The sequence below is a fragment of the Erythrobacter sp. SG61-1L genome (assembly GCF_001305965.1).
Lineage (GTDB): Bacteria > Pseudomonadota > Alphaproteobacteria > Sphingomonadales > Sphingomonadaceae > Andeanibacterium.
The window spans coordinates 1,205,851-1,225,081 of the sequence record NZ_JXQC01000003.1; the positions used below are offsets into that span (position 1 = coordinate 1,205,851).

A 19,231-nucleotide genomic window follows, 5' to 3' on the forward strand; every position below is an offset into this window, starting at 1 on the left:
CGCTTACTTCACATATTTGGCGTACCACGCCAGCCAGCGCTCCATCCGGTCGACTATGTAGCTCGGCCGGGTGAACCCGTGGGTCTGATCGGGATAGACAACCAGTTCGGTATCCACCCGGCGTGACTTGAGCGCCTGATACATCTGCTCGCTCGCCCAGGTCGGCACATTCACGTCAGCCGATCCAACCATGAACATGGTGGGCGTAGTGATCCGGTCCGCATGGAGGAAGGGATAGGAATTCCTGATCCAGACATCCGTGTTCTCCCACGGTTTGCCCAGTTCCACATCATATTCGACCACGTACTGATCCGTGCCGTAGCCGAGCAGGACGTTGCCGATGGATGCGCCCGACATGGCCGCCTTGAAGCGGTGATCCGACGTAACGAGGTAATTGGTGGACATGCCGCCATAGGACCAGCCGCCTACGACCAGCCGGTCAGGATCGGCAATGCCCCTGGCCACGGCATCGTCCACGGCGGCCAGATCGTCTTCCACGTCGACAGAACCCCAGGCGGCGTTGATCCCCGAAGCATAGGCCGTGCCCCGCCCGGTGCTGCCGCGCGGATTGGGGGTCAGCACCGCAAAGCCCGCCCCCGCAAACACCTGCTGCCACATGTCGAAGCCGTAATCATACTGGGCGGCCGGGCCGCCATGGGGATGCAGGATGGTCTTGAGTTTCTCGCCGGGCTTGGCTGCGACAGGCACCATCACGAAGCCGTGAACCTCGGTGCCATCCTTGCTCTTGTAGGAAGTGAACTTCGCATCTGCGAAGTCGATCCCCTTCATCCATTCCGCATTGTGGCTGCTGAGCGGACGCAGCTTGCCTGCATCCAGCGCATAGAGCTCGTAGGGCTTGGTCGGCGTGGAATAGGTCACGACCGTGCGGCTTCCGGTGGAGCTGAGGCTGCGCAGTACGAATTCCCCACCGGAGACAATCGAGACCTTGCCCCCGCTCGCCGCGATGGACGCCAGCTTCATCTGGCCGTCATCCTCCAGCAGGAAGCGCAGGCCCTTGCCGTCGGCGGTCCATTCCGGGCTGTAGACGTTGCGATCCTGCCCCTTGGTGAGGATCACCGCTTCACCGCCGGTGGAAGGCACGACTGCCAGATCGCTGGCGGCATACCACAGCAGCGTGGGATCGCCGCCGCGCACATAGGCGATCTTGGAGCCGTCCGGACTCCAGACGGGATAGGAACCGAAATCGGGATCGGCATCCGCACCTTCGTAAGTGGTAAGCTGCAGCGGCGCGACACCCGGCGCATCCACGCGGGCGACATAGATGTTGTAATCGTGCGACCGTTCTGCATCCGGCCCGCGGCGTGAGACGAAGGATACGCGGGTGGAATCGGGCGACCAGGCCGGGAACGCCTCGTCATAATCGCCATCGGCCATGCGCTGGGCCTTGCCGGTGGCGATGTCATACAACCACAGGCGCGAACGCTCCTTGCCCAGATAGCCGATACCGTCGGACTTGAACTGATAGCGGTCGATCACGATGGGCGACGGGATCTCCTCGCCATCGGCGGTCTTCTTCGGTTCTTCAGGCTTGTCAGCCACGATCAGCGCCAGCCGCTTGCCATCGGGCGACCAGGCGAAATCCTCCACCGATCCCTCTATCCCGTCCACCGGCTTGGCCTCACCGCCAGCCATCGGCAGCAGCCAGAGGCGCGACTGTTCCTTCTCGTCATTGCGCGAGGAGAGGAAGCCCACCTGCTTGCCGTCCGGGCTGAATTTCGGGCTGCTTTCGCTCTCCCCCTTGCGCGAGGTCAGCTGGCGCGGGCCGCTGCCGTCCCACGGGGCGAGCCAGATGTGCGACACAGGCTCATCCGCATCCACATCGGAACCGATCACCGTATAGACCGCCGCATCGCCGGACGGCGAAAGGTCCGGTTCGGCAACCGTGATTTCCTTGACCTGATCTTCCGGCGCAACCGGCCGGGCGAGCGCCGTCAGCGGCTGGAGCGATAGGACAAGCGCAGTGGCGGTGAGAAGCAGACGCATCGAAGGGTTCCCCTGTTTTCGGCCCGGTTTCAGAGGATACTTCTTACGCGTTTGAAGCCGCCGCACAATCCTGCCTGCGCAGAAGAATATGCCTATTTGCGCGGATAGCCTGGCGAATAGGCTCCTGCTCTCACAGCAGCGCAAGGCACCTCAGCAAAGTGACCTATCCGCAAGGGTGAACCCCTGCCAAAGCAGAGGCCCATCCCCGCTCCACGACCCATCCCCGCTCCACGAAAGGTCAGGCCACGCCCAATTGCTTCGCCGTGGACCAGTTGCCGTGAAGGCCCTGCCTGATCTTCACCGGCAGCTTCGCACGGGCAATCGGCCCCTGGTCGATCCGCTGCGCATCGAAGAAGCACAGGTCCGAATAATTGGCGACATGGTCGTCCACCAGGGCGACGATATAGCCCTCCCCTTCCGGCGCATTGGCGGATTTGGGGATAAAGCAGGGCTCCTGAATGCCGCTGGTCGGGCCGGGCCACCAGCTCTTGGTATCGCCAGTCGAAAGATCGATGTGGCAGAGCGTGTTGAGCGCACCCACGAATGGCCCCGGAGGGCCTTCGTAGCGGGCATGGGGATCGAAGGCGATCATCCAGCCATGGCGATAGGCCTGCCCGGCATAGCGGTCGTCGATCCGGGGGAATTCGTCGGCAATGCTGGTCATCTGCTCGACCTGCTCGAATTCCTCCCCATTGCTCGACAAATCCACTGTCCAGCGGGTGAGATAGGACAGGCCGCCGATGGGATCGAAAGGCGCGCCCGTAACGTCGGGGAAGAAGGGGAAGCTGTTCTTCGCCGCGATGGGCAGATCGAAATAGACCTTCGTGCCATCGTTGAAGGCATTCATCACATGGCCGGTGAAGCAATTGGCCGGCGCCTTGAACCAGCGCAGATCCTTCGCCGTCGCCCCCGGCTTGCGGGGAAGAACGGCCAGCCAGGTGGGCAGCGAATGGTCAAACCCGAAATAGGGCATCCGCTTTTCCAGCCGTTCCATATTCGTGATGCAGGGCATCACGTTCCACACGGCATAATCCTGCGTGATGCCGAAATCGTGCATCATGCACAGATATTTGTTCTCGAAGGGAATCTCGAACAGCAGCTCCCCTTCGGGGCTGATCTCGAAATAGCTCATGTCATAGGTCATCGGCCCCTTCGACATGTAGGAGAAGGCACACATATTGCCCGTGACCGGATCGATCTTGGGATGGGCGCAGAAGGTCTTGGCCTCAAGCCGCCCGCCGAAATCCGTATAGCCGAAACTGTCCAGCGAATTGGGGTCCATGATGAGGCAGGGACTGTCCTCCTTCATCGCGTAGAGCTTGCCCGCATGGACCATCACATTGGTGTTCGCCGTGCCGCGAATCTGCCCCGCAACGGAAGGATCGTCGGTCAAATGATTGCGGTAATGGCCGAAGAGCGAGCGCCCGGCCTTGTTCTCCAGCTTCCACTTGTCCGTATGGGCATAGCGCTGGCGGAAATCGACCTTGCCGTCATGCACTCGGAACATGCTGACCATGCCGTCGCCATTGAAGAACTGATCGTCATCGAACATTGGCGCGAACTGGTTATCCGGGTGAACGCGGTGGAACGCCCCGTTCAGTTCCGCCGGAATTTCGCCTTCGACTTCCATGTCGAGAATGTCACCCTGCAGGCGCAAGGGGCGAAGCGTTCCGGTGAAGCCCGGATTGTCTGGGAAGTGAGTCATCGCATCGTCTCTCCGCATGAGTTCTTGGACTCGTGGCAGCAGAGCGATAGCCCGCAGGCAGCCCCAGCGAATTGATCGAAGGCAAAATGCACAAACGGCGCACAGGGAATGCGCGCCGTTTGGCCGGGCGGACGCGAGGGGGGAGATACGCCCGCCCGGCCCGGCGGATCAGTCGATCCGCATGGCGATCTCCGCTTCCCCGTCGCGGGAACGCAGGGTCAGGCGATCCCCGTTGCGACGATACTGGAAGAGAAGATCCCCGCTGGGAATGTAGAGCTGGCGCGCATTGACCTGGTAGGATTGCCAGATCTCGTCACCTTCATCATTCCCGCCGGGATAGGTAATGAAGCCATTATCATTCGTGATCTCGATCACGTCGCCGCGCCGCACATCGCTGACGCCTTTGAAATAGGTGACCTTCCACCGGCCCACCAGTTCCAGCGGGCGCAGTTCTGCCGGCACCTCGCCGCTATAACCAGCCAGATAGGCCATCCGGTCACGCAGGCTGCCGATCAGTTCCTCTTCATTGCCGAAGCCCTCATGCCCGCCGGCGGACAGGCGGCTGCCCAGCCCATCCAGCGTGGCGAAGGCGCCCTTCTTGTCATTGCGCACATGATATTGATCGAGCGCCTGAGTGAGCGAGACATATTCGTCCACCAGCGCCATGGCGGCATCCAGCCGCGCTGGCGCCGGGCCCTCAGGTTGCGTCACCGTCAGCCGGTCCCCGCCCTCCTTGCCGGTAATCGCATCGACATAGGCCAGCGTGACGTCCAGCAGCGGGCTACCCGGATCGAGCGGCGCCAGCGGCAAGTGACTGCGCGTGGAATCCCGCCCGAGCGTGGCGTAGATTCCGCCGCCATTGGTCGAGAGGAAGGCCGTGCCGATCGTCACACTCACCGTGCCGTCCTGCGCCTGTGTCATCAGGCCATCGGGCACCCCGAACACGCCAGTGATCGCATAGCCTTCGGGCGGGGTCATGGAGATCGCGATATTCTGCGCGACCTCGCTGGTCATGTTGCGGAATTCCTTGTCGAACAGCTCATCTGCCCGGCGGTCCTGTTCAATGAAGAACAGATTGCCCCCCGGTGCGCTGGAAACCCTGGCGGCCAATGCGCCATCGTAATGCACGCCCACACCGATCGTGGTCAGCCCTACCCCGCGCGCGGAACCCGCACTGGCCTGAGCCATGAAGCCTTCCGCGCTGGTATTGCCGACATTGGGGTTCTCGTCCGTGAACAGCATCAGCCGGGTCTTGCCCTTGCTCTGCGGCAATTCGGCATAGGCTGTCTGGTAGCCCAGCTTCAGCCCGGCCTCGAGATAGGTCGCCCCATCGATCTGGATGGAATCGATTGCCTTCAGAATGTCGCCGCGATGGCCTGCCACATCCATCACCGGCAGGTGAACATTGGTGGCAGAGCCATACAGCACGATCCCGAAGCGATCCCCCTCACCCATTTGCGAGACGACCGAGCGCAGTGCCTCCTTCACCTTGGCGATGGGCGCCCCTTCCATCGATCCTGAACGGTCCACCACTGCGACGAGGCTGAGCGGCGCGGCCTTCCAGCTTTCGGCGTCGATATTGGAATCGAAATCCAGCCCCACGAACCACGCATCCTGCGGGCGCAGCGCCAGCTCAGCCTTCATTGCATGGCCTACGAGGCAGAAAGTCTGGCGGCATTCCCCGCTACGCGGCAGGGTCAGGTCATGTTCGCCCAACAGGCCTTCCATGGTGAGGCTGCCCAGCGGGGGCATGAATTCATTGCCGCCATCGAAGGATATTTCGCGGAAATGCCGGATATCCTGCGCCCCACCTTGCCGGAGAGTGCCGGTGACGATGATCGGAGCGTATAGCTCCACATCCTCCTGGTCCTGCTCCTCCTGCGCGAAGGCGGGTGCGGCAAATGCCCCCAACATCGCCGCCGAAACTGCGCCCGCAAATAATGCGTGGCGGATGGAATGATGGAATTTCATCGTCATGCCCCTCTCCCGTCATGCGACTCAATTTGGAGGAGGTTATACGAACTTTTCTAAAATAAGAAGGAATTTGTAATTTTGTTATTCGAGACTACAATAATTGTAAGCTCATCATACTAAATTGTATAAGGTGCTTGCTAGGCCGTGAACCTATAAACTGGGCAGTTCGCAATCGCCCAGAAGCCTCATCTAAAGATGGGCGAGGCTCGCGAGTGTACCCCAAGCCATCGCTACCAAAGCAGCAATCGCACCCGCTAATGCCAACAGGCCCCATACCATTTGGGCGCGTCGCGAACGGTGCAGGTCTGCAATAATGTGCTGACCGCAATAGATCAGGTTGCAGACGAGCAACGTAGCAGTCAGTAGAATGAAGCTAAACATCAGCATTGCAATATCATCGCCCAAATTGCCCGTGTCCGCAAATGGTCAAACGCTGACTTGTAGCTCTCATATCGCGCAGAAATCTGATTCAGCGTCTGCATGAGCCGATATGATCTGACCGACTTCGAGTGGCGCGTGATCGAACGCTTCTTTCCAGGTTGAAGCACTTCCGCCGCGTCGCCACCCGATACGACAAGCTGGCTGAGAACTTCCTCGCCATGGTCCAACTCGCATCAATGCGTCTGTGGCTCCGTGTTTATGAGTCTACAGCCTAAACCGGGCCGAGCGGAATGAGCCGTTCCGGCGCCCACTCAACTTGCACCCTGTTGCCGCGGCGCACTTCCCCGCCACGCAGAATGACTGCCATCACCCCCGCTTTGCGGATCAGCGAACCGTCTGCGGCATGGCCCAGCACCGCCGCCATGGCGCCTTGTCCGACATTTTCGTCAATCTGGCGGCACGGATTGCGCAAGCCGGTAATCTCGATCAGCGCCTCTTCGCCAAGCTTCAGGCGCGTTCCGGCCGATAGGCCCAGCAGATCCACACCGCGTGTAGTGACATTCTCGCCCAACTGGCCGGGTTCTATCTGGAAGCCCTTCTCGCCAAGTTCATCCAGCAATTCGGCATGGATCAGATGAAGCTGACGCAGATTGGGGGCCGCCGGATTCTTCGCGACCCGGGAGAGATGCTGGACCGTGCTGCCGGAATGCGCATCGCCTTCCACACCCTGCCCGGCAATCAGCCGCAGCCCGCCGCGCGGCTGCTTCGAAAAGCGATGTTCCCCATCGCTGGCAAGCGCGACGATGATCCCCTGCATGGGCTGGAGCATTACGCAGCGCCCCCTGCGGGGCAAGCCTTTCCTACACCCTATCCTGCGTGCTAGAACTGTCGCTGAATTTAGTTAAATCCATATATTTCAATATATTATTTAAACAATATCACTCTGTTACACAGCCATCCGGCAAAACGGATTTTCGTGTAACAGGTGTAACACCCCCGGCCAGATCGGCCCGAAGCTGAACGGAACGCACCATGTCCCTTCCCGCCCTGCTTTCCCATCTGCGCCTGCCGGTGATCGGTTCGCCGCTGTTCATCATCTCCAACCCGGAACTGGTGATCGCGCAATGCAAGGCGGGGATCGTGGGCAGCTTCCCCACGCTCAACGCCCGCCCTTCCGGCATGCTGGACGAATGGCTGCACCGCATCACCGAAGAACTGGCCGCGCATGATCGCGACAATCCCGACCGGCCAGCCGCCCCCTTTGCCTGCAACCTCATCGTCCACCGATCCAACCCCCGGCTGGAGGAAGACGCCATGGTGCTGGCGAAGTGGAAAGTGCCGCTGGTCATCACTTCGCTCGGCGCGATCGAGGACATCAACAAGGGCGTCCATGACTGGGGCGGCATCGTGCTGCACGACATCATCAACCAGCGCTTCGCCCACAAGGCGATTGAAAAGGGTGCGGACGGGCTGATTGCCGTCGCTGCCGGGGCAGGCGGCCATGCCGGGGCGCAATCGCCCTTCGCCCTGATGCAGGAACTGCGCGAATGGTTCGACGGGCCGATTGCCCTGTCCGGCGCGATTGCCCATGGCCGCTCCATTCTGGCCGCGCAGGCCATGGGCGCGGACCTTGCCTATATCGGCTCACCCTGGATCGCGACACCGGAAGCCAATGCCATCGACGCCTACAAGCAGGCCATCGTGGAAGGCGCTGCGGCAGACATCGTCTATTCCAACCTCTTCACCGGGGTTCACGGCAATTATCTGAAAAGCTCCATCGAGCGGGCCGGGCTTGACCCGGACCACCTGCCGGAAAGCGATCCCACCACGATGGACTTCGCCAAGGCCACCGGCAGCGAGGCCAAGGCATGGAAAGACATCTGGGGTTCCGGCCAGGGCATCGGCGCGGTCAAGGAAGTGGAGCCAGTTGCCGTGCGGGTCGCAAGGCTGGAAGCGCAATATGCCGAGGCCAGGCGCGAACTGGCGCTCAAGGCCGGGCTTTAAATCCCGTCAGGCTGCAACTTCTTCTGCAAGAAAGTCCGGCACCGGACGCCCGGCCAGCCAGCCCATGGTCGCTTCGCGGAACAGGCTCGCCCCCGTCAGGCTGCTTGCGGGCAGCCAGCAAACCGCGGCGAGGCCGGGCAGATCGCACAGCAGCACGCCCAGCAGCATCTGCGCACGAAGCACGGCCTCCATCCTCTCACCGCCGGCCAGATGCGGGCCAGGTGACAGCGTGACCGCCTCGCAGTGGGAAAGCGAAGGCAGCAGGCCGAAACGTCGCGGATGCAGCAGCAACATCCCGGGATCGCCCGGAGCGAGGCCGCGCAGATCGAAGGTCAGCCCATTGACGGCAAGTTCAAGCCAATCACCCTCGCAGCCCCGGTTGTTGCGCGAAGTTGAATCGAAAGTGATCGAGAACTCCCCGGACTTCGCGAGCGCCCGAATTGCACCGGGATCGGGCCGCGATGCGGCATCGAAGAGCAACGAAAGTACCGGCGCTGCTTGCCTGCCGCCGGTTGCGACTTCCCGTTTGATGGCCTGCCCCCTCAGTCCTGCTTATTTCTGGTGGAGGCCTATGCGCGATTTCCGGGTCAAAGACGCAGGACAACCGCGTCCACATCGGAGGAATCGCTCAGAAGATTCCAAGCCTTATCCCTTCGGCAAGAGCTGCCCCGACCTCGCGGCAGCGTTCCAGTTCGGCGGCGGGAACATGCTTGGGGGCAAGGATTGCATCCGGCGTCTGAGCGGCCAGGTTGACGATCACGGGATCGGCCACCCGGCGCAGGCGCCAACCGGTCACGATCCGGTCAATCTGTGCCTGCGCCACGGCCCCATCGGAACCGGCAGCGATAAATGTGGCATATGCGCGTCCTTCGATCCGGCCGAGCAGCGGATAATAGCAGCGATCGAACAGTTCCTTCATCTCGCCCGTCATGCTGCCCAGATTTTCGGGGCAGACGAACAGGAAACCGGCTGCCGCAAGCAGGTCTCGCGACCGGGCATCACCGGCCCGCAACAGGCGGACGTCACCGCCGGCGCCATCCGCCGCAGCTCGCGCCATGGCCTGTGCGGCGCCGGTGCGGCTATGCCACAGGATCAGCAGGTACGGGGCAGGTTCATCCATAATGCCAGCATCCGGGATGGCGCGGCATTGTCAATCGCCCCTACTCCGGGTTAGGCCGCGCGCATGGCATCCCATGGGACATCGGCAGTTTTCGGAGTGGAGCGCTCGCTCGCAGGGCGTAGCTGGCGCTGGCGTGGCGGCAATATGGATCTGGGTGAGAGCCACGCCGGCATGGCAGGGCTGGAACAGGATCTCGTCACGCAATTGCTGCTGGCTCGCGGGGTCAGCCCTGACGATATAGAACGGCACCGCACCCCAACTCTGCGCGGTTTTCTGCCTGATCCAAGCGCCTTTCGCGACATGGACGAAGCGGCTCGACGCCTGGCCGAAGCGGTGCTGGGGAATGAGACCATCACGGTCTATGGCGATTACGACGTCGATGGCGCGACCAGTGCGGCCCTGCTCATCCGCCTGCTGCGCATGCTGGGGCACGAGGCGCGCTATTACATCCCTGACAGGCTGCTGGAAGGTTATGGCCCGTCAGGCGAAGCTCTGGTTCGCCTTGCCGAGGAAGGCTCCAGCCTGATCGTGACGGTCGATTGCGGCGCGATGGCGCATCAGGCGCTTGCGATGGCCCATGACGCGGGCGTCGACGTGATCGTGGTCGATCATCACAAATGCTCCACCGAACTGCCCATCGCGGCCGCGCTGGTGAACCCCAATCGTTTGGACGAGAGCGATACCGGCGCTGCCCATGGCCATCTGGCGGCAGTAGGCGTTGCGTTCCTTCTGGCCATCGCAACCGTGCGGACCCTGCGTGATCGCGGCTATTTTGAGACCCGGCCCGAGCCGGATTTGTTTGCCCTGCTCGATCTCGTCGCCCTTGGCACCGTGGCTGATGTCGCCGCGCTGCACGGCCTCAACCGGGCGCTTGTGGCCCAGGGCCTCAAGATCATGGCAAAGCGCGAGAATACCGGCATGTCGGCCCTGATCGACGCAAGTCGCCTGAACCGCGCCCCCACATGCAGCGATCTTGGCTTTGCCCTCGGCCCACGAATCAATGCGGGCGGTCGGGTAGGCGAATCAACGCTTGGAGTCCGGCTGCTCACCACGCAAGACCCGGATGAGGCGCGCGCCATTGCCGGGCAGCTTTCCGTCCTCAACGAAGAACGCCGGGCCATCGAGGCTGCCGTGCAGGAAGCGGCGGAAGATCAGCTGGCTTCGCAGCACAATCGCTCGGTCCTGGTCCTTGCCGGCAGCGGCTGGCATCCCGGTGTGATCGGCATCGTCGCCGGAAGGATCAAGGAGAAGACCGGTAAGCCGGCCCTCGTCATCGCGCTTGATGCGGATGAGGAAGGGCGCGGCAAAGGCTCTGGTCGTTCCATCAGCGGAGTCGATCTCGGCTCTGCCATCATTGCCGCACGCGAACACGGCCTGCTGGTGGCTGGCGGCGGCCATGCCATGGCGGCAGGCCTCACCGTGGCGCCGGACAAGCTCGATTCGCTGGCGGACTGGCTGGACGAGCGCCTTTCAGGTGCAGTGGCGCGGGCGATGGAAGAACGTTCAATGTTGCTCGACCTTGCTCTGGCGCCAGGTGGACTGACGCCGAATCTTGTGGAGACACTGGAAAGCGCAGGCCCATTTGGCGTCGGCTGGCCTGCACCGCGCGTTGCAGTCGGCCCCGTCCGGCTGGTGAAGGCCGATATCGTGGGCAAGGATCATGTGAGGCTGATCGCCAGCGGACGCGACGGCGGCTCGTTCAAGGCCGTGGCCTTCAGGGCCGCAGAAACTGAGCTTGGGCAAGCCTTGCTGCACGGTTCGCGGGGTCGCAACCTGTGGCTGGCGGGGCGCGTCAAGCTGGACGATTGGGGCAGCCGTCCGCAAGCGGAACTGCACGTGGAAGACGCTGCCTGGGCAGATTGAGACAAAAGCGTTTCACAGGGCTTGACCGCACAGGAAACCACCCCTAAGTGCGCGGGCCTGCCACCGACGTGGCCCCTTCGTCTAGCGGTTAGGACGCGGCCCTTTCACGGCTGAAACACGGGTTCGATTCCCGTAGGGGTCACCACGGTGGATAAGGCTTCAAACCACGCCACCCGGTGAGTTGATTACATCTTCTCAAACCGGATTGCCGGATAGCCCGGCCCCTTCGTCTAGCGGTTAGGACGCGGCCCTTTCACGGCTGAAACACGGGTTCGATTCCCGTAGGGGTCACCAGCACGCGCCATGGCCGTGCATCAATCTCCACCGCCAGTTATGACAAGCTTCCGTTGCCTCTTGGCGACGCGCCATCTGCGCGGCTAAGCGCAAAGCGCAATGAGCGAATTCCGTTCCAAACCCTGGCCAGGCGTCTTGATCGCAATCGCCGCCGGAATCGGCATGATCGTGGCCGGAGCCGATCTGTGGCTGGTTGCCGCCGTGCTTTTGCTCTGGGTCTGCTCTCTCTGGATCGCACGCCCGGTCGAACGGATGGTGCAACCCCAGACCGATTCCGTACAACTGACGCGCGACGGGATGCGCGACATGATCGAGCAATTCAGCCTGCCCTTGCTGCTGCTTGATCGGAACCGCATCATCATTGCCAATTCGGCCGCCCGCGTCGTGTTCGGCAAGCATATCGTCGGACAGGATGCGCGCGTAGCACTGCGCCATCCTCAGGCGATTGCCTTGCTGGATCGCAAGCGTGACGGATCGGCCACGATCCAGGGCCTCACCACACCGCGCAGCATATGGAAGGTGACGCTCCATTCGATCAACGACCGCTACTGGGTGATCGAGCTTCACAACCGCACGACCGAAGCCGACATCAGTCGTGCCCATACCGATTTCGTCGCCAACGCCAGTCACGAGCTGCGCACGCCGCTCGCCTCCATCATCGGCTATGTCGAAACGCTTACGGAGGAAGGGGATTCGGTCGATCCTGCAACTTCGGCCAAATTCCTCGACACAGTCCTTCGCGAAGCACGGCGTCTGCAGAGCCTCGTCAGCGACCTGATGTCGCTTTCCCGCATCGAGGCGGAGAAACACGATCAACCGGCCGAGCAGCTCGATTTTGTCAAACTGGTGGCCAAGGCAGCACGCGATGCTGGCGCGGCAAAGGACAAGTCCAGAGTTTCGATCACTCTGCCAGAAACAGAAGTGACTGTGCGCGGCGATACCCAACAGCTGGAACAGCTCGTCCGCAATCTGGTCGACAACGCGCTCAAATACGGTGCGCAGGATCAGCCGGTGAATGTCGTCCTGAAGACCGAAGAAGGCGACCGGGCGGTTTTCACTGTGACCGACCGTGGCGAAGGCATTGATCCGGAACATATTCCGCACCTCACCCGGCGCTTCTACCGCACCGATCCAGGCCGCAGTCGCGCCGCTGGCGGAACAGGCCTCGGTCTGGCGATTGTGAAGCATATTGTGGAGCGCCATCGCGGGCGTCTCGACATCACCAGCAAGAAGGGTGAAGGCACAGTTGTGACCGTGAAGCTACCGACTATCGAACAGACTCGGTAGTCTTGTCATACATGTGTCACATAACTCCAACATCGCGCGGGCAGTCAGCCACGAGGCATCCAGCCTCCCAGTCCGGGACATGACCATGAAGACCAAAGCACTTCTCGCCCTTCCCCTGATTTCCGCCGCTCTCGCGCTGTCGGCATGCGGCAGCAGCGGCGATAACGCGACGCGCGACTCGATCCGCGCCGTGGGTTCCTCCACCGTCTATCCTTTCGCCAAGGCTGTTGCTGAGTCGCTCGCGCGCTCCAACCATGACCTCAAGTCGCCGATTATCGAATCGACCGGCACCGGCGGCGGCATGAAGCTGTTCTGCGCGGGCCTCGGCGCCAGCACTCCCGACATCACCAACGCATCGCGTCGGATGAAGAAGTCGGAGTTCGAGGAATGCCAGGCCAATGGCGTCACGAACATCATCGAAATCCAGGTCGGTCTCGACGGTATCGCATTCGCCGCCGACAAGGGCGGGATCGAGATGAACCTCACCCCGGCGCTTATCTACAAGGCTCTGGCCGCGAAGCCCTTCGGCAAGGAACAGACCGCCAAGACCTGGAAGGATGTCGATCCGTCACTGCCGGCCGACCCGATTCTGGTTTACGGCCCGCCCTCGACTTCCGGCACGCGCGACGCGCTCAAGGAACTGATCCTTGAAAAGGGTTGCGAAACCGATCCGGCGATGAAGGCCCTCAAGGAGAGCAATGAGGACCAGTTCAAGCAGATCTGCACCGAAGTCCGCGGTGACGGCGCTTATGTCGATCAGGGCGAGCAGGACAATCTGATCGTCCAGAAGATCGAGAGCAATCCGAAGGCAATCGGCGTGTTCGGCTATTCCTATCTGGAAGAAAACATCGACAAGCTGAACGGTCTGACCGTCAATGGCATCGTGCCGACCTATGACAACATCTCCAGCTTCGCCTATCCGGGCGCTCGTCCGCTCTTCATCTATGTGAAGAAGGACCATCTGGATGCGATTCCCGGCCTCAAGCAGTTCCTCGCCGAATGGGTGAAGAACTGGGGCAAGGACGGTCCGCTCGCGAAGATTGGCATGGTCGTGAGCCCGGATGATGTGCTCGCCAAGAGCACCAAGGCGGCCACTGAATACACCGTGCTCAGCGCGTCCGACTTCGAATAAGGACGAGCACGGATTATGTCGCCAGCCATTCTGCTTCTCCTCGCCCTCGGGCTCGGGCTCGCGGGATGGCTCGCGGCTCGTGCACGGGCCTGGAGCTTCCGCCGGGCAATGCCTGACCGGCGGATCGCTTCGCTGCCCTCCTATTACGGCTGGTACGTCGCCCTCTGGGTCGTCATCCCGGCGATCCTGTTCATCCTTGCCTGGGGCTTCATTGCCCCGGTGTTAGTGACCCAATCCGTTCTGGCCGATCCGGCTGCTGCGCATCTGCCGGTCTTCGGCCTGCAGCGCGAAACCATCCTGGCGGAAGCGCGCGCGGTGGCCAGCGGCGCGGCGAACGGGGTGTTCAATCCCCTCGCCCGCGAACTGGTCGAACCCTATCGCGCTGCGCTGATGCGCATGAACGCAATCGGCATCGCTGCCACGCTGGTGGTCGCCTTCCTTGGCGGCGCATGGTCCTTCACGCGCCTGCGCCCCGATTTCCGCGCCCGCACCCGAGTGGAACGGATCGTGATGCTGATCCTGCTGCTGGCTTCGCTGGTGGCGATCCTCACCACGCTCGGCATTTTCCTTTCGCTCGTATTCGAGACGATCCGCTTTTTCGGAATGATCGATCCGATCTCCTTCCTGTTCGGCACCCATTGGGGGCCGGACCCGATGAGTTCGGTCGAGGCTGCCGATCCGAGCCGGTTCGGCGCGATCCCGCTGTTCTGGGGCACGATTTATATCGGCGCGATCATCGCGATGGTGGTGGCAATTCCGCTCGGCCTGATGAGCGCAATCTACCTCACGCAATATGCCAGCCCCGCCTGGCGCAAATGGCTGAAGCCCGCGCTGGAGATTCTCGCGGGTGTGCCAACCGTGGTCTATGGCTATTTCGCTGCGCTCACGATTGCGCCTGCCATTCGCGACATGGCTGTTTCCATCGGCATCTCTAACGCCTCAAGCGAAAGTGCGCTGGCGGCCGGCCTCGTGATGGGCGTGATGATCATCCCGTTCGTGTCCTCCATGGCCGACGATTCCATCGCTGCCGTGCCGCAGGCCATGCGCGACGGCAGCCTGGCAATGGGCGCGACCACCAATGAGACGATCCGCCGCGTTCTCGTCCCGGCAGCCCTTCCCGGCATCGTCGCAGGCGTGATGCTGGCAATCAGCCGCGCGATCGGTGAGACGATGATCGTGGTGATGGCTGCAGGCTATGCCGCCAAGCTCTCCGGCAATCCGCTGGAGGCGATGACCACGGTTACTGTGCAGATCGTCGCCATGCTGACCGGTGAAGCCAGTTTCGACCATCCTGCGACGCTCAGCGCCTTTGCGCTTGGGTTTGTCCTGTTCCTTGTAACGCTGGGCCTGAACATCGTGGCCCTGCGCGTGGTGAAGAGGTTCCGTGAAGCCTATGAGTGAGGCAGTCCTCCCCACCCGCACCCCGGCATTCGAGGCGCGCATCCGCAAGCGTTATGCTGCAGAGCGCCGCTTCAAGCTGGCGGGCCTGCTGTCGATCCTGTTCTCGATCGCGGTGCTGGCCTTCCTGCTGGTCACCATGGCTTCCAATGGCATTTCGGGCTTCAAGCGCGTCGAACTCGCAGTGGAAATCGACTTCCCCGAAGCCGGCATCACTGGCGATCCCGCCGTGCTGGCTCAGCCCAATGCGATCCAGTCGCTCGAGGCGCAGGGCCTGCCTGCCGTCATCGAATTCTATGCGACCAAGTCGCTTGGTGAAGCCGGCGCGCAGCAGATCAATTCGGAAGCCTGGCGCGATGTGGCGAAGATGATCATCGCCGATCCTTCGATCCTTGGCTCGAAGAGCGAGTTGATGGTCCCTGCCTCGCACAAGCTCGCCGCAGCCTACTCCGGCGATGGCCAAGTCGACCTGCAGCCGCTTGCGAACCAGCTCAAGGCGGAAGGCAAGCTGCAGAAGAATTTCGACTTCGGCTTCCTCTCCCGATCGGACGCGACCGATCCGCAACTGGTGGGCATCTGGGGGGCGCTGAAAGGCTCGATGCTGACCATGTTGATCACACTTGCCTTCGCATTCCCCATTGGCGTGCTCGCCGCGCTCTACCTTGAGGAATATGCGCCGAAGAACCGGTGGACCGACATTATCGAAGTCTCGATCAACAATCTGGCCGCCGTGCCTTCTATTATCTTCGGTTTGCTGGGCCTCGCGGTGTTTCTCACCCTGTTCCCCAGTTATCGCTCCGCTCCACTAATCGGCGGCTTAACCCTCGCCTTGATGACGATGCCCGTGATTGTGATCGCCGGCCGCAATGCCATCAAGGCAGTGCCGCCCACAATCCGCGATGGCGCGCTGGCACTGGGCGCATCGCCGATCCAGGTGGTGTTCCACCACGTCCTGCCCTTGGCGCTTCCGGGCATTCTCACCGGCACGATCATCGGTATGGCCCGTGCGTTGGGGGAAACCGCCCCTGCCCTGATGATCGGCATGCGCGCCTTCGTGGCCACACCGCCCGATGGCTTCACTTCGCCCGCCACCCTGCTTCCGGTCCAGATTTTCCTCTGGTCCGATGAAATCGATCGCGGTTTCGTCGAACGGACTTCGGCGGCGATTATTGTGCTATTGATGTTCCTGCTGGTGATGAATGGCCTTGCCATCTACCTGCGCAACCGGTTCGAGAAGAAGTGGTGACGATAGAAAATTCCCCCGCTGCCAACATGCCGAAGATGAGCGCCAACAAGGTCTCTGTTTTCTACGGTGACAAGAAGGCCATCGACGAGGTTTCGATCGACATCGAGACCGAATTCGTGACGGCCTTCATCGGCCCATCGGGCTGCGGCAAGTCCACCTTCCTGCGCACGCTCAACCGCATGAACGACACGATCGCGGCCGCCCGCGTAGAAGGCGAGATCATGCTGGATGGCGAGGACATCTACAAATCAGGCATGGATGTGGTGCAGCTTCGCGCCCGCGTGGGCATGGTGTTCCAGAAGCCTAACCCGTTTCCGAAGTCGATCTTCGAGAACATCGCCTATGGCCCGAAGATCCATGGCCTTGCGGAAAGCAAAGCCGATCTGGACGTGATCGTGGAGCGTTCGCTCCGTCGCGCGGGCCTGTGGGATGAAGTGAAGGATCGCCTGTCCGACAGCGGAACCGCGCTTTCCGGCGGCCAGCAGCAGCGCCTGTGCATTGCCCGCGCCATTGCGGTCGACCCCGAAGTGATCCTGATGGACGAGCCCTGTTCGGCTCTCGACCCGATCGCCACGGCCCGTATCGAGGAATTGATCGACGAATTGCGCGGACGCTTCGCCATCGTGATCGTTACGCACTCGATGCAGCAGGCCGCACGCGTTTCGCAGCGCACTGCATTCTTCCATCTTGGAAAAATGGTCGAGTACGGCCAGACATCCGATATCTTCACCAATCCGCGCGAAGAACGCACCAAGGATTACATTACTGGACGGTACGGCTGATGAGCAGCGAACATACGGTCAAGGCATTCGATGAGGACATCACCCGGCTTCGCGGCCTGATCGCGGAGATGGGCGGCCTGGCTGAACTCGCTATCCAGGAATCGCTCCAGGCGCTGGTCAAGCATGACGAGAAGCTCGCCCGTGAGGTCGTGCGGCGCGACAAGAAAATCGATGCGCTGGAAATCGAGGTCGACAAGCTGGCAGTGCGGATCATTGCCCTGCGCGCGCCCATGGCGGACGATTTGCGCGAAGTGATCGCCGCGTTGAAGATCGCCGGCGTGCTGGAACGTATCGGCGATTATGCGAAGAACATCGCCAAGCGCGTGAACGAACTTCAGGCACGCAAGCATTTTGACCCGCTGACCCTGCTGCCTGCCATGGGCGAGGTTGCTTCGGAAATGGTGCACGATGTGCTGACTGCCTATGCCGCGCGCGATCCGGTGACTGCACGCGAAGTGATTGCGCGCGACGAGAAGGTCGACGCTTTCTACGAAAGCATCTTCCGCAATCTGGTCAGCCATATGATGGAAAGCCCGGCCACCATCAGCAGCGCCGCGCAATTGCTGTTCATTGCCCGCAGCATCGAACGTATCGGCGACCATGCGACCAATGTGGCCGAGATGGTCTATTATGCCGCCACCGGCACCTATGTGCCAGAACTGGACGGCGAGACAGACGGCGTAAGTTAAGCTATCGTATGACGTGAGGATGCTTGTCGCATTCCTGTAACATCTTTGTGGTGATGGGGCCCTGAAACTGACCGGAACCCAAGACGTGGCTGCACCCAAGCTTCTTCTCGTAGAAGACGATCCTGCCCTTGCCGAACTGCTGGAATATCGTTTCCAGAGTGAAGGTTACAATGTCCGCACCACTGCCGATGGTGACGAAGCCCTGATGTTCGCCGATGAGGATGTGCCGGATCTGGTCATCCTCGACTGGATGATCGAAGGCACCAGCGGGATCGAAGTCTGCCGCCGCCTGCGCCGCGACAAGGCAACTGCCCATGTCCCCATCATCATGCTCACTGCCCGCGAGGCGGAGGATGACCGGGTGCGCGGCCTGGAAACCGGTGCCGACGATTATGTGACCAAGCCTTTCTCTCCACGCGAATTGCTCGCCCGCGTCTCGGCCGTGCTGCGCCGTGTGCGCCCGGCTCTGGCGGGCGAGATGCTGGAAGTTGGCGACCTCAAGCTGGATCCGGTGGCGCACCGCGTGGAACGGCGCGGCCAGCAACTCGCTGTCGGTCCGACGGAATATCGCCTGCTCAAGTTCTTCATGGAAAGCCCCGGCCGCGTGTTCAGCCGCGGGCAACTGCTTGACGGCGTATGGGGCACGGGGAGCGAGATCGAGGAACGCACGGTGGACGTCCATATCCGCCGTCTGCGCAAGGCGATCTCCGTTGGCAATTCGCCCGATCCGATCCGCACGGTCCGCTCTGCCGGTTACGCCCTCGAAGCGATCTAACACTTCGCATTCTAACAATTTGTCGCAGGGAATGCACGGCACGCAGGCGAGAACCCGTCGCAGGGTTTCTCGCCTCGTTCCCAACGGCTACCCGCACTCCGGCGCGGGTCGCGCAGGGGAGAATGCCATGAAATTCCAGTTGCTGGGCGCGATTGCCGCCCTCTCTATCACGGGTGCGGCACAAGCGGCCGATCTCACGCCCACCGAAATCGTCAATCGCCACGTCTCTTCGGGCGGCAATGTCGATGCGATCATGGCTGATTATGCAGATGACGCGGTCGTGTTGCAGCAGGGCCGAGCGTTCCAGGGCAAGGATGCGATCCGCGGCCTGTTCGAGAACATGTTCAAGCGCCCTGCCGGCCCTGCCCCTTCCGCCCCGCCCGCTGGCGGAGCCAATGGCGGCGGCGCGCCCAAGATGAACGTCACCCGGGTGTGGGAAGAAGGCAATGTCGGCTTCATGACCTGGGAAATGGGTCCGATGAAAGCGACCGAGGAATTCATCGTTCGCGACGGCAAGATTCAGGTGCAGACGATCTTCATGTCCGGCCCGCCTGCCGGTGGCCCAGCGCCGCAGTAA

At 61.8% G+C, this 19,231-nt stretch carries 17 protein-coding genes, 2 tRNA genes and 1 pseudogene; 13 read left to right on the forward strand and 7 right to left on the reverse strand.

Annotation, left to right across the window (positions count from 1 at the left end; genetic code table 11):
• Window positions 1-3: 3 nt before the first annotated feature.
• The 4 genes from SZ64_RS06160 to SZ64_RS06175 form a co-directional block, all read right to left on the reverse strand.
• Window positions 4-2,004, reverse strand: coding sequence for a S9 family peptidase (locus tag SZ64_RS06160; RefSeq protein ID WP_054530012.1), 2,001 nt, complete (start codon window positions 2,002-2,004; stop codon window positions 4-6).
• Window positions 2,005-2,242: 238 nt separating this feature from the next.
• Window positions 2,243-3,709 carry a carotenoid oxygenase family protein gene (locus SZ64_RS06165; protein ID WP_054530013.1) on the reverse strand — a complete coding sequence of 489 codons (1,467 nt, stop codon included), beginning with the start codon at window positions 3,707-3,709 and terminating at the stop codon, window positions 2,243-2,245.
• 168 nt (window positions 3,710-3,877) lie between these two features.
• Complete coding sequence (locus SZ64_RS06170; RefSeq protein WP_054530014.1) at window positions 3,878-5,686, reverse strand: VWA domain-containing protein; 1,809 nt, start codon at window positions 5,684-5,686, stop codon at window positions 3,878-3,880.
• 186 nt (window positions 5,687-5,872) lie between these two features.
• Window positions 5,873-6,070: a hypothetical protein gene (locus SZ64_RS06175; RefSeq protein ID WP_054530015.1), complete on the reverse strand. Its 198-nt coding sequence runs from the start codon at window positions 6,068-6,070 to the stop codon at window positions 5,873-5,875.
• 146 nt (window positions 6,071-6,216) lie between these two features.
• Between SZ64_RS06175 and SZ64_RS18200 the strand changes: the two are divergent.
• Window positions 6,217-6,339, forward strand: a pseudogene (locus SZ64_RS18200) (IS5/IS1182 family transposase); the annotation flags it as partial.
• Here SZ64_RS18200 and SZ64_RS06180 read toward each other — a convergent pair.
• Window positions 6,336-6,893 (reverse strand): MOSC domain-containing protein, encoded by a 558-nt coding sequence (locus SZ64_RS06180; protein ID WP_199797068.1) that lies wholly within the window; start codon window positions 6,891-6,893, stop codon window positions 6,336-6,338. The pseudogene SZ64_RS18200 and the gene SZ64_RS06180 sit on opposite strands and share 4 nt — an antisense overlap.
• A 203-nt stretch (window positions 6,894-7,096) precedes the next feature.
• Here SZ64_RS06180 and SZ64_RS06185 point away from each other — a divergent pair, with 203 nt between their 5' ends.
• Window positions 7,097-8,068: a nitronate monooxygenase family protein gene (locus SZ64_RS06185; RefSeq protein WP_054530016.1), complete on the forward strand. Its 972-nt coding sequence runs from the start codon at window positions 7,097-7,099 to the stop codon at window positions 8,066-8,068.
• Window positions 8,069-8,074: 6 nt separating this feature from the next.
• Here the strand turns inward: SZ64_RS06185 and SZ64_RS06190 are convergent, their stop codons facing one another.
• Together SZ64_RS06190 and SZ64_RS06195 are read right to left on the reverse strand one after the other, a co-directional pair.
• Window positions 8,075-8,548, reverse strand: a complete 474-nt coding sequence (locus tag SZ64_RS06190; RefSeq protein ID WP_054530017.1) for a hypothetical protein — start codon at window positions 8,546-8,548, stop codon at window positions 8,075-8,077.
• A 148-nt stretch (window positions 8,549-8,696) separates the two neighbouring features.
• On the reverse strand, window positions 8,697-9,188 hold the full coding sequence (locus SZ64_RS06195; RefSeq protein ID WP_054530018.1) for an NAD(P)H-dependent oxidoreductase: 492 nt from the start codon (window positions 9,186-9,188) through the stop codon (window positions 8,697-8,699).
• A 63-nt stretch (window positions 9,189-9,251) separates the two neighbouring features.
• Between SZ64_RS06195 and recJ the strand changes: the two genes are divergently transcribed.
• From recJ to SZ64_RS06250, 11 genes are all read left to right on the forward strand, one after another.
• Window positions 9,252-11,051 carry a single-stranded-DNA-specific exonuclease RecJ gene (gene recJ, locus SZ64_RS06200; RefSeq protein ID WP_054530019.1) on the forward strand — a complete coding sequence of 600 codons (1,800 nt, stop codon included), beginning with the start codon at window positions 9,252-9,254 and terminating at the stop codon, window positions 11,049-11,051.
• 70 nt (window positions 11,052-11,121) lie between these two features.
• Window positions 11,122-11,196: transfer RNA gene (locus SZ64_RS06205), tRNA-Glu, on the forward strand.
• Window positions 11,197-11,270: 74 nt separating this feature from the next.
• Window positions 11,271-11,345 (forward strand) — tRNA-Glu (locus SZ64_RS06210).
• 99 nt (window positions 11,346-11,444) lie between these two features.
• Complete coding sequence (locus SZ64_RS06215; RefSeq protein ID WP_054530020.1) at window positions 11,445-12,632, forward strand: ATP-binding protein; 1,188 nt, start codon at window positions 11,445-11,447, stop codon at window positions 12,630-12,632.
• 85 nt (window positions 12,633-12,717) lie between these two features.
• Window positions 12,718-13,764 (forward strand): substrate-binding domain-containing protein, encoded by a 1,047-nt coding sequence (locus tag SZ64_RS06220; RefSeq protein ID WP_054532122.1) that lies wholly within the window; start codon window positions 12,718-12,720, stop codon window positions 13,762-13,764.
• Window positions 13,765-13,779: 15 nt separating this feature from the next.
• Window positions 13,780-15,165 (forward strand): phosphate ABC transporter permease subunit PstC, encoded by a 1,386-nt coding sequence (pstC, locus tag SZ64_RS06225; RefSeq protein ID WP_054530021.1) that lies wholly within the window; start codon window positions 13,780-13,782, stop codon window positions 15,163-15,165.
• Window positions 15,158-16,408: a phosphate ABC transporter permease PstA gene (gene pstA, locus SZ64_RS06230; RefSeq protein ID WP_054530022.1), complete on the forward strand. Its 1,251-nt coding sequence runs from the start codon at window positions 15,158-15,160 to the stop codon at window positions 16,406-16,408. The genes pstC and pstA overlap by 8 nt, the downstream gene beginning before the upstream one ends.
• Before the next feature lie 26 nt (window positions 16,409-16,434).
• A complete protein-coding gene (pstB, locus tag SZ64_RS06235; RefSeq protein ID WP_082384721.1) occupies window positions 16,435-17,190 on the forward strand; it encodes a phosphate ABC transporter ATP-binding protein PstB in 756 nt (251 codons plus the stop codon).
• Window positions 17,190-17,879, forward strand: coding sequence for a phosphate signaling complex protein PhoU (phoU, locus tag SZ64_RS06240; RefSeq protein WP_054530024.1), 690 nt, complete (start codon window positions 17,190-17,192; stop codon window positions 17,877-17,879). The genes pstB and phoU overlap by 1 nt, the downstream gene beginning before the upstream one ends.
• An 85-nt stretch (window positions 17,880-17,964) precedes the next feature.
• Window positions 17,965-18,654: a phosphate regulon transcriptional regulator PhoB gene (gene phoB / locus SZ64_RS06245; protein WP_054530025.1), complete on the forward strand. Its 690-nt coding sequence runs from the start codon at window positions 17,965-17,967 to the stop codon at window positions 18,652-18,654.
• Between the two features lie 127 nt (window positions 18,655-18,781).
• Complete coding sequence (locus SZ64_RS06250; protein ID WP_054530026.1) at window positions 18,782-19,231, forward strand: nuclear transport factor 2 family protein; 450 nt, start codon at window positions 18,782-18,784, stop codon at window positions 19,229-19,231.

What these genes read in the sequence shown, in the direction of transcription:
- SZ64_RS06160 (WP_054530012.1), bottom strand. Translation starts at nt 2,004, where the DNA reads ATGCGTCTGCTTCTCACCGCCACTGCGCTTGTCCTATCGCTCCAGCCG.
- SZ64_RS06175 (WP_054530015.1), bottom strand. Translation starts at nt 6,070, where the DNA reads ATGCTGATGTTTAGCTTCATTCTACTGACTGCTACGTTGCTCGTCTGC.
- recJ (WP_054530019.1), top strand. Translation starts at nt 9,252, where the DNA reads ATGGCATCCCATGGGACATCGGCAGTTTTCGGAGTGGAGCGCTCGCTC.
- pstA (WP_054530022.1), top strand. Translation starts at nt 15,158, where the DNA reads ATGAGTGAGGCAGTCCTCCCCACCCGCACCCCGGCATTCGAGGCGCGC.
- SZ64_RS06220 (WP_054532122.1), top strand. Translation starts at nt 12,718, where the DNA reads ATGAAGACCAAAGCACTTCTCGCCCTTCCCCTGATTTCCGCCGCTCTC.
- phoU (WP_054530024.1), top strand. Translation starts at nt 17,190, where the DNA reads ATGAGCAGCGAACATACGGTCAAGGCATTCGATGAGGACATCACCCGG.
- SZ64_RS06215 (WP_054530020.1), top strand. Translation starts at nt 11,445, where the DNA reads ATGAGCGAATTCCGTTCCAAACCCTGGCCAGGCGTCTTGATCGCAATC.
- SZ64_RS06165 (WP_054530013.1), bottom strand. Translation starts at nt 3,709, where the DNA reads ATGACTCACTTCCCAGACAATCCGGGCTTCACCGGAACGCTTCGCCCC.
- pstB (WP_082384721.1), top strand. Translation starts at nt 16,435, where the DNA reads ATGCCGAAGATGAGCGCCAACAAGGTCTCTGTTTTCTACGGTGACAAG.
- SZ64_RS06170 (WP_054530014.1), bottom strand. Translation starts at nt 5,686, where the DNA reads ATGACGATGAAATTCCATCATTCCATCCGCCACGCATTATTTGCGGGC.
- SZ64_RS06180 (WP_199797068.1), bottom strand. Translation starts at nt 6,893, where the DNA reads ATGCTCCAGCCCATGCAGGGGATCATCGTCGCGCTTGCCAGCGATGGG.
- SZ64_RS06185 (WP_054530016.1), top strand. Translation starts at nt 7,097, where the DNA reads ATGTCCCTTCCCGCCCTGCTTTCCCATCTGCGCCTGCCGGTGATCGGT.
- SZ64_RS06195 (WP_054530018.1), bottom strand. Translation starts at nt 9,188, where the DNA reads ATGGATGAACCTGCCCCGTACCTGCTGATCCTGTGGCATAGCCGCACC.
- pstC (WP_054530021.1), top strand. Translation starts at nt 13,780, where the DNA reads ATGTCGCCAGCCATTCTGCTTCTCCTCGCCCTCGGGCTCGGGCTCGCG.
- SZ64_RS06250 (WP_054530026.1), top strand. Translation starts at nt 18,782, where the DNA reads ATGAAATTCCAGTTGCTGGGCGCGATTGCCGCCCTCTCTATCACGGGT.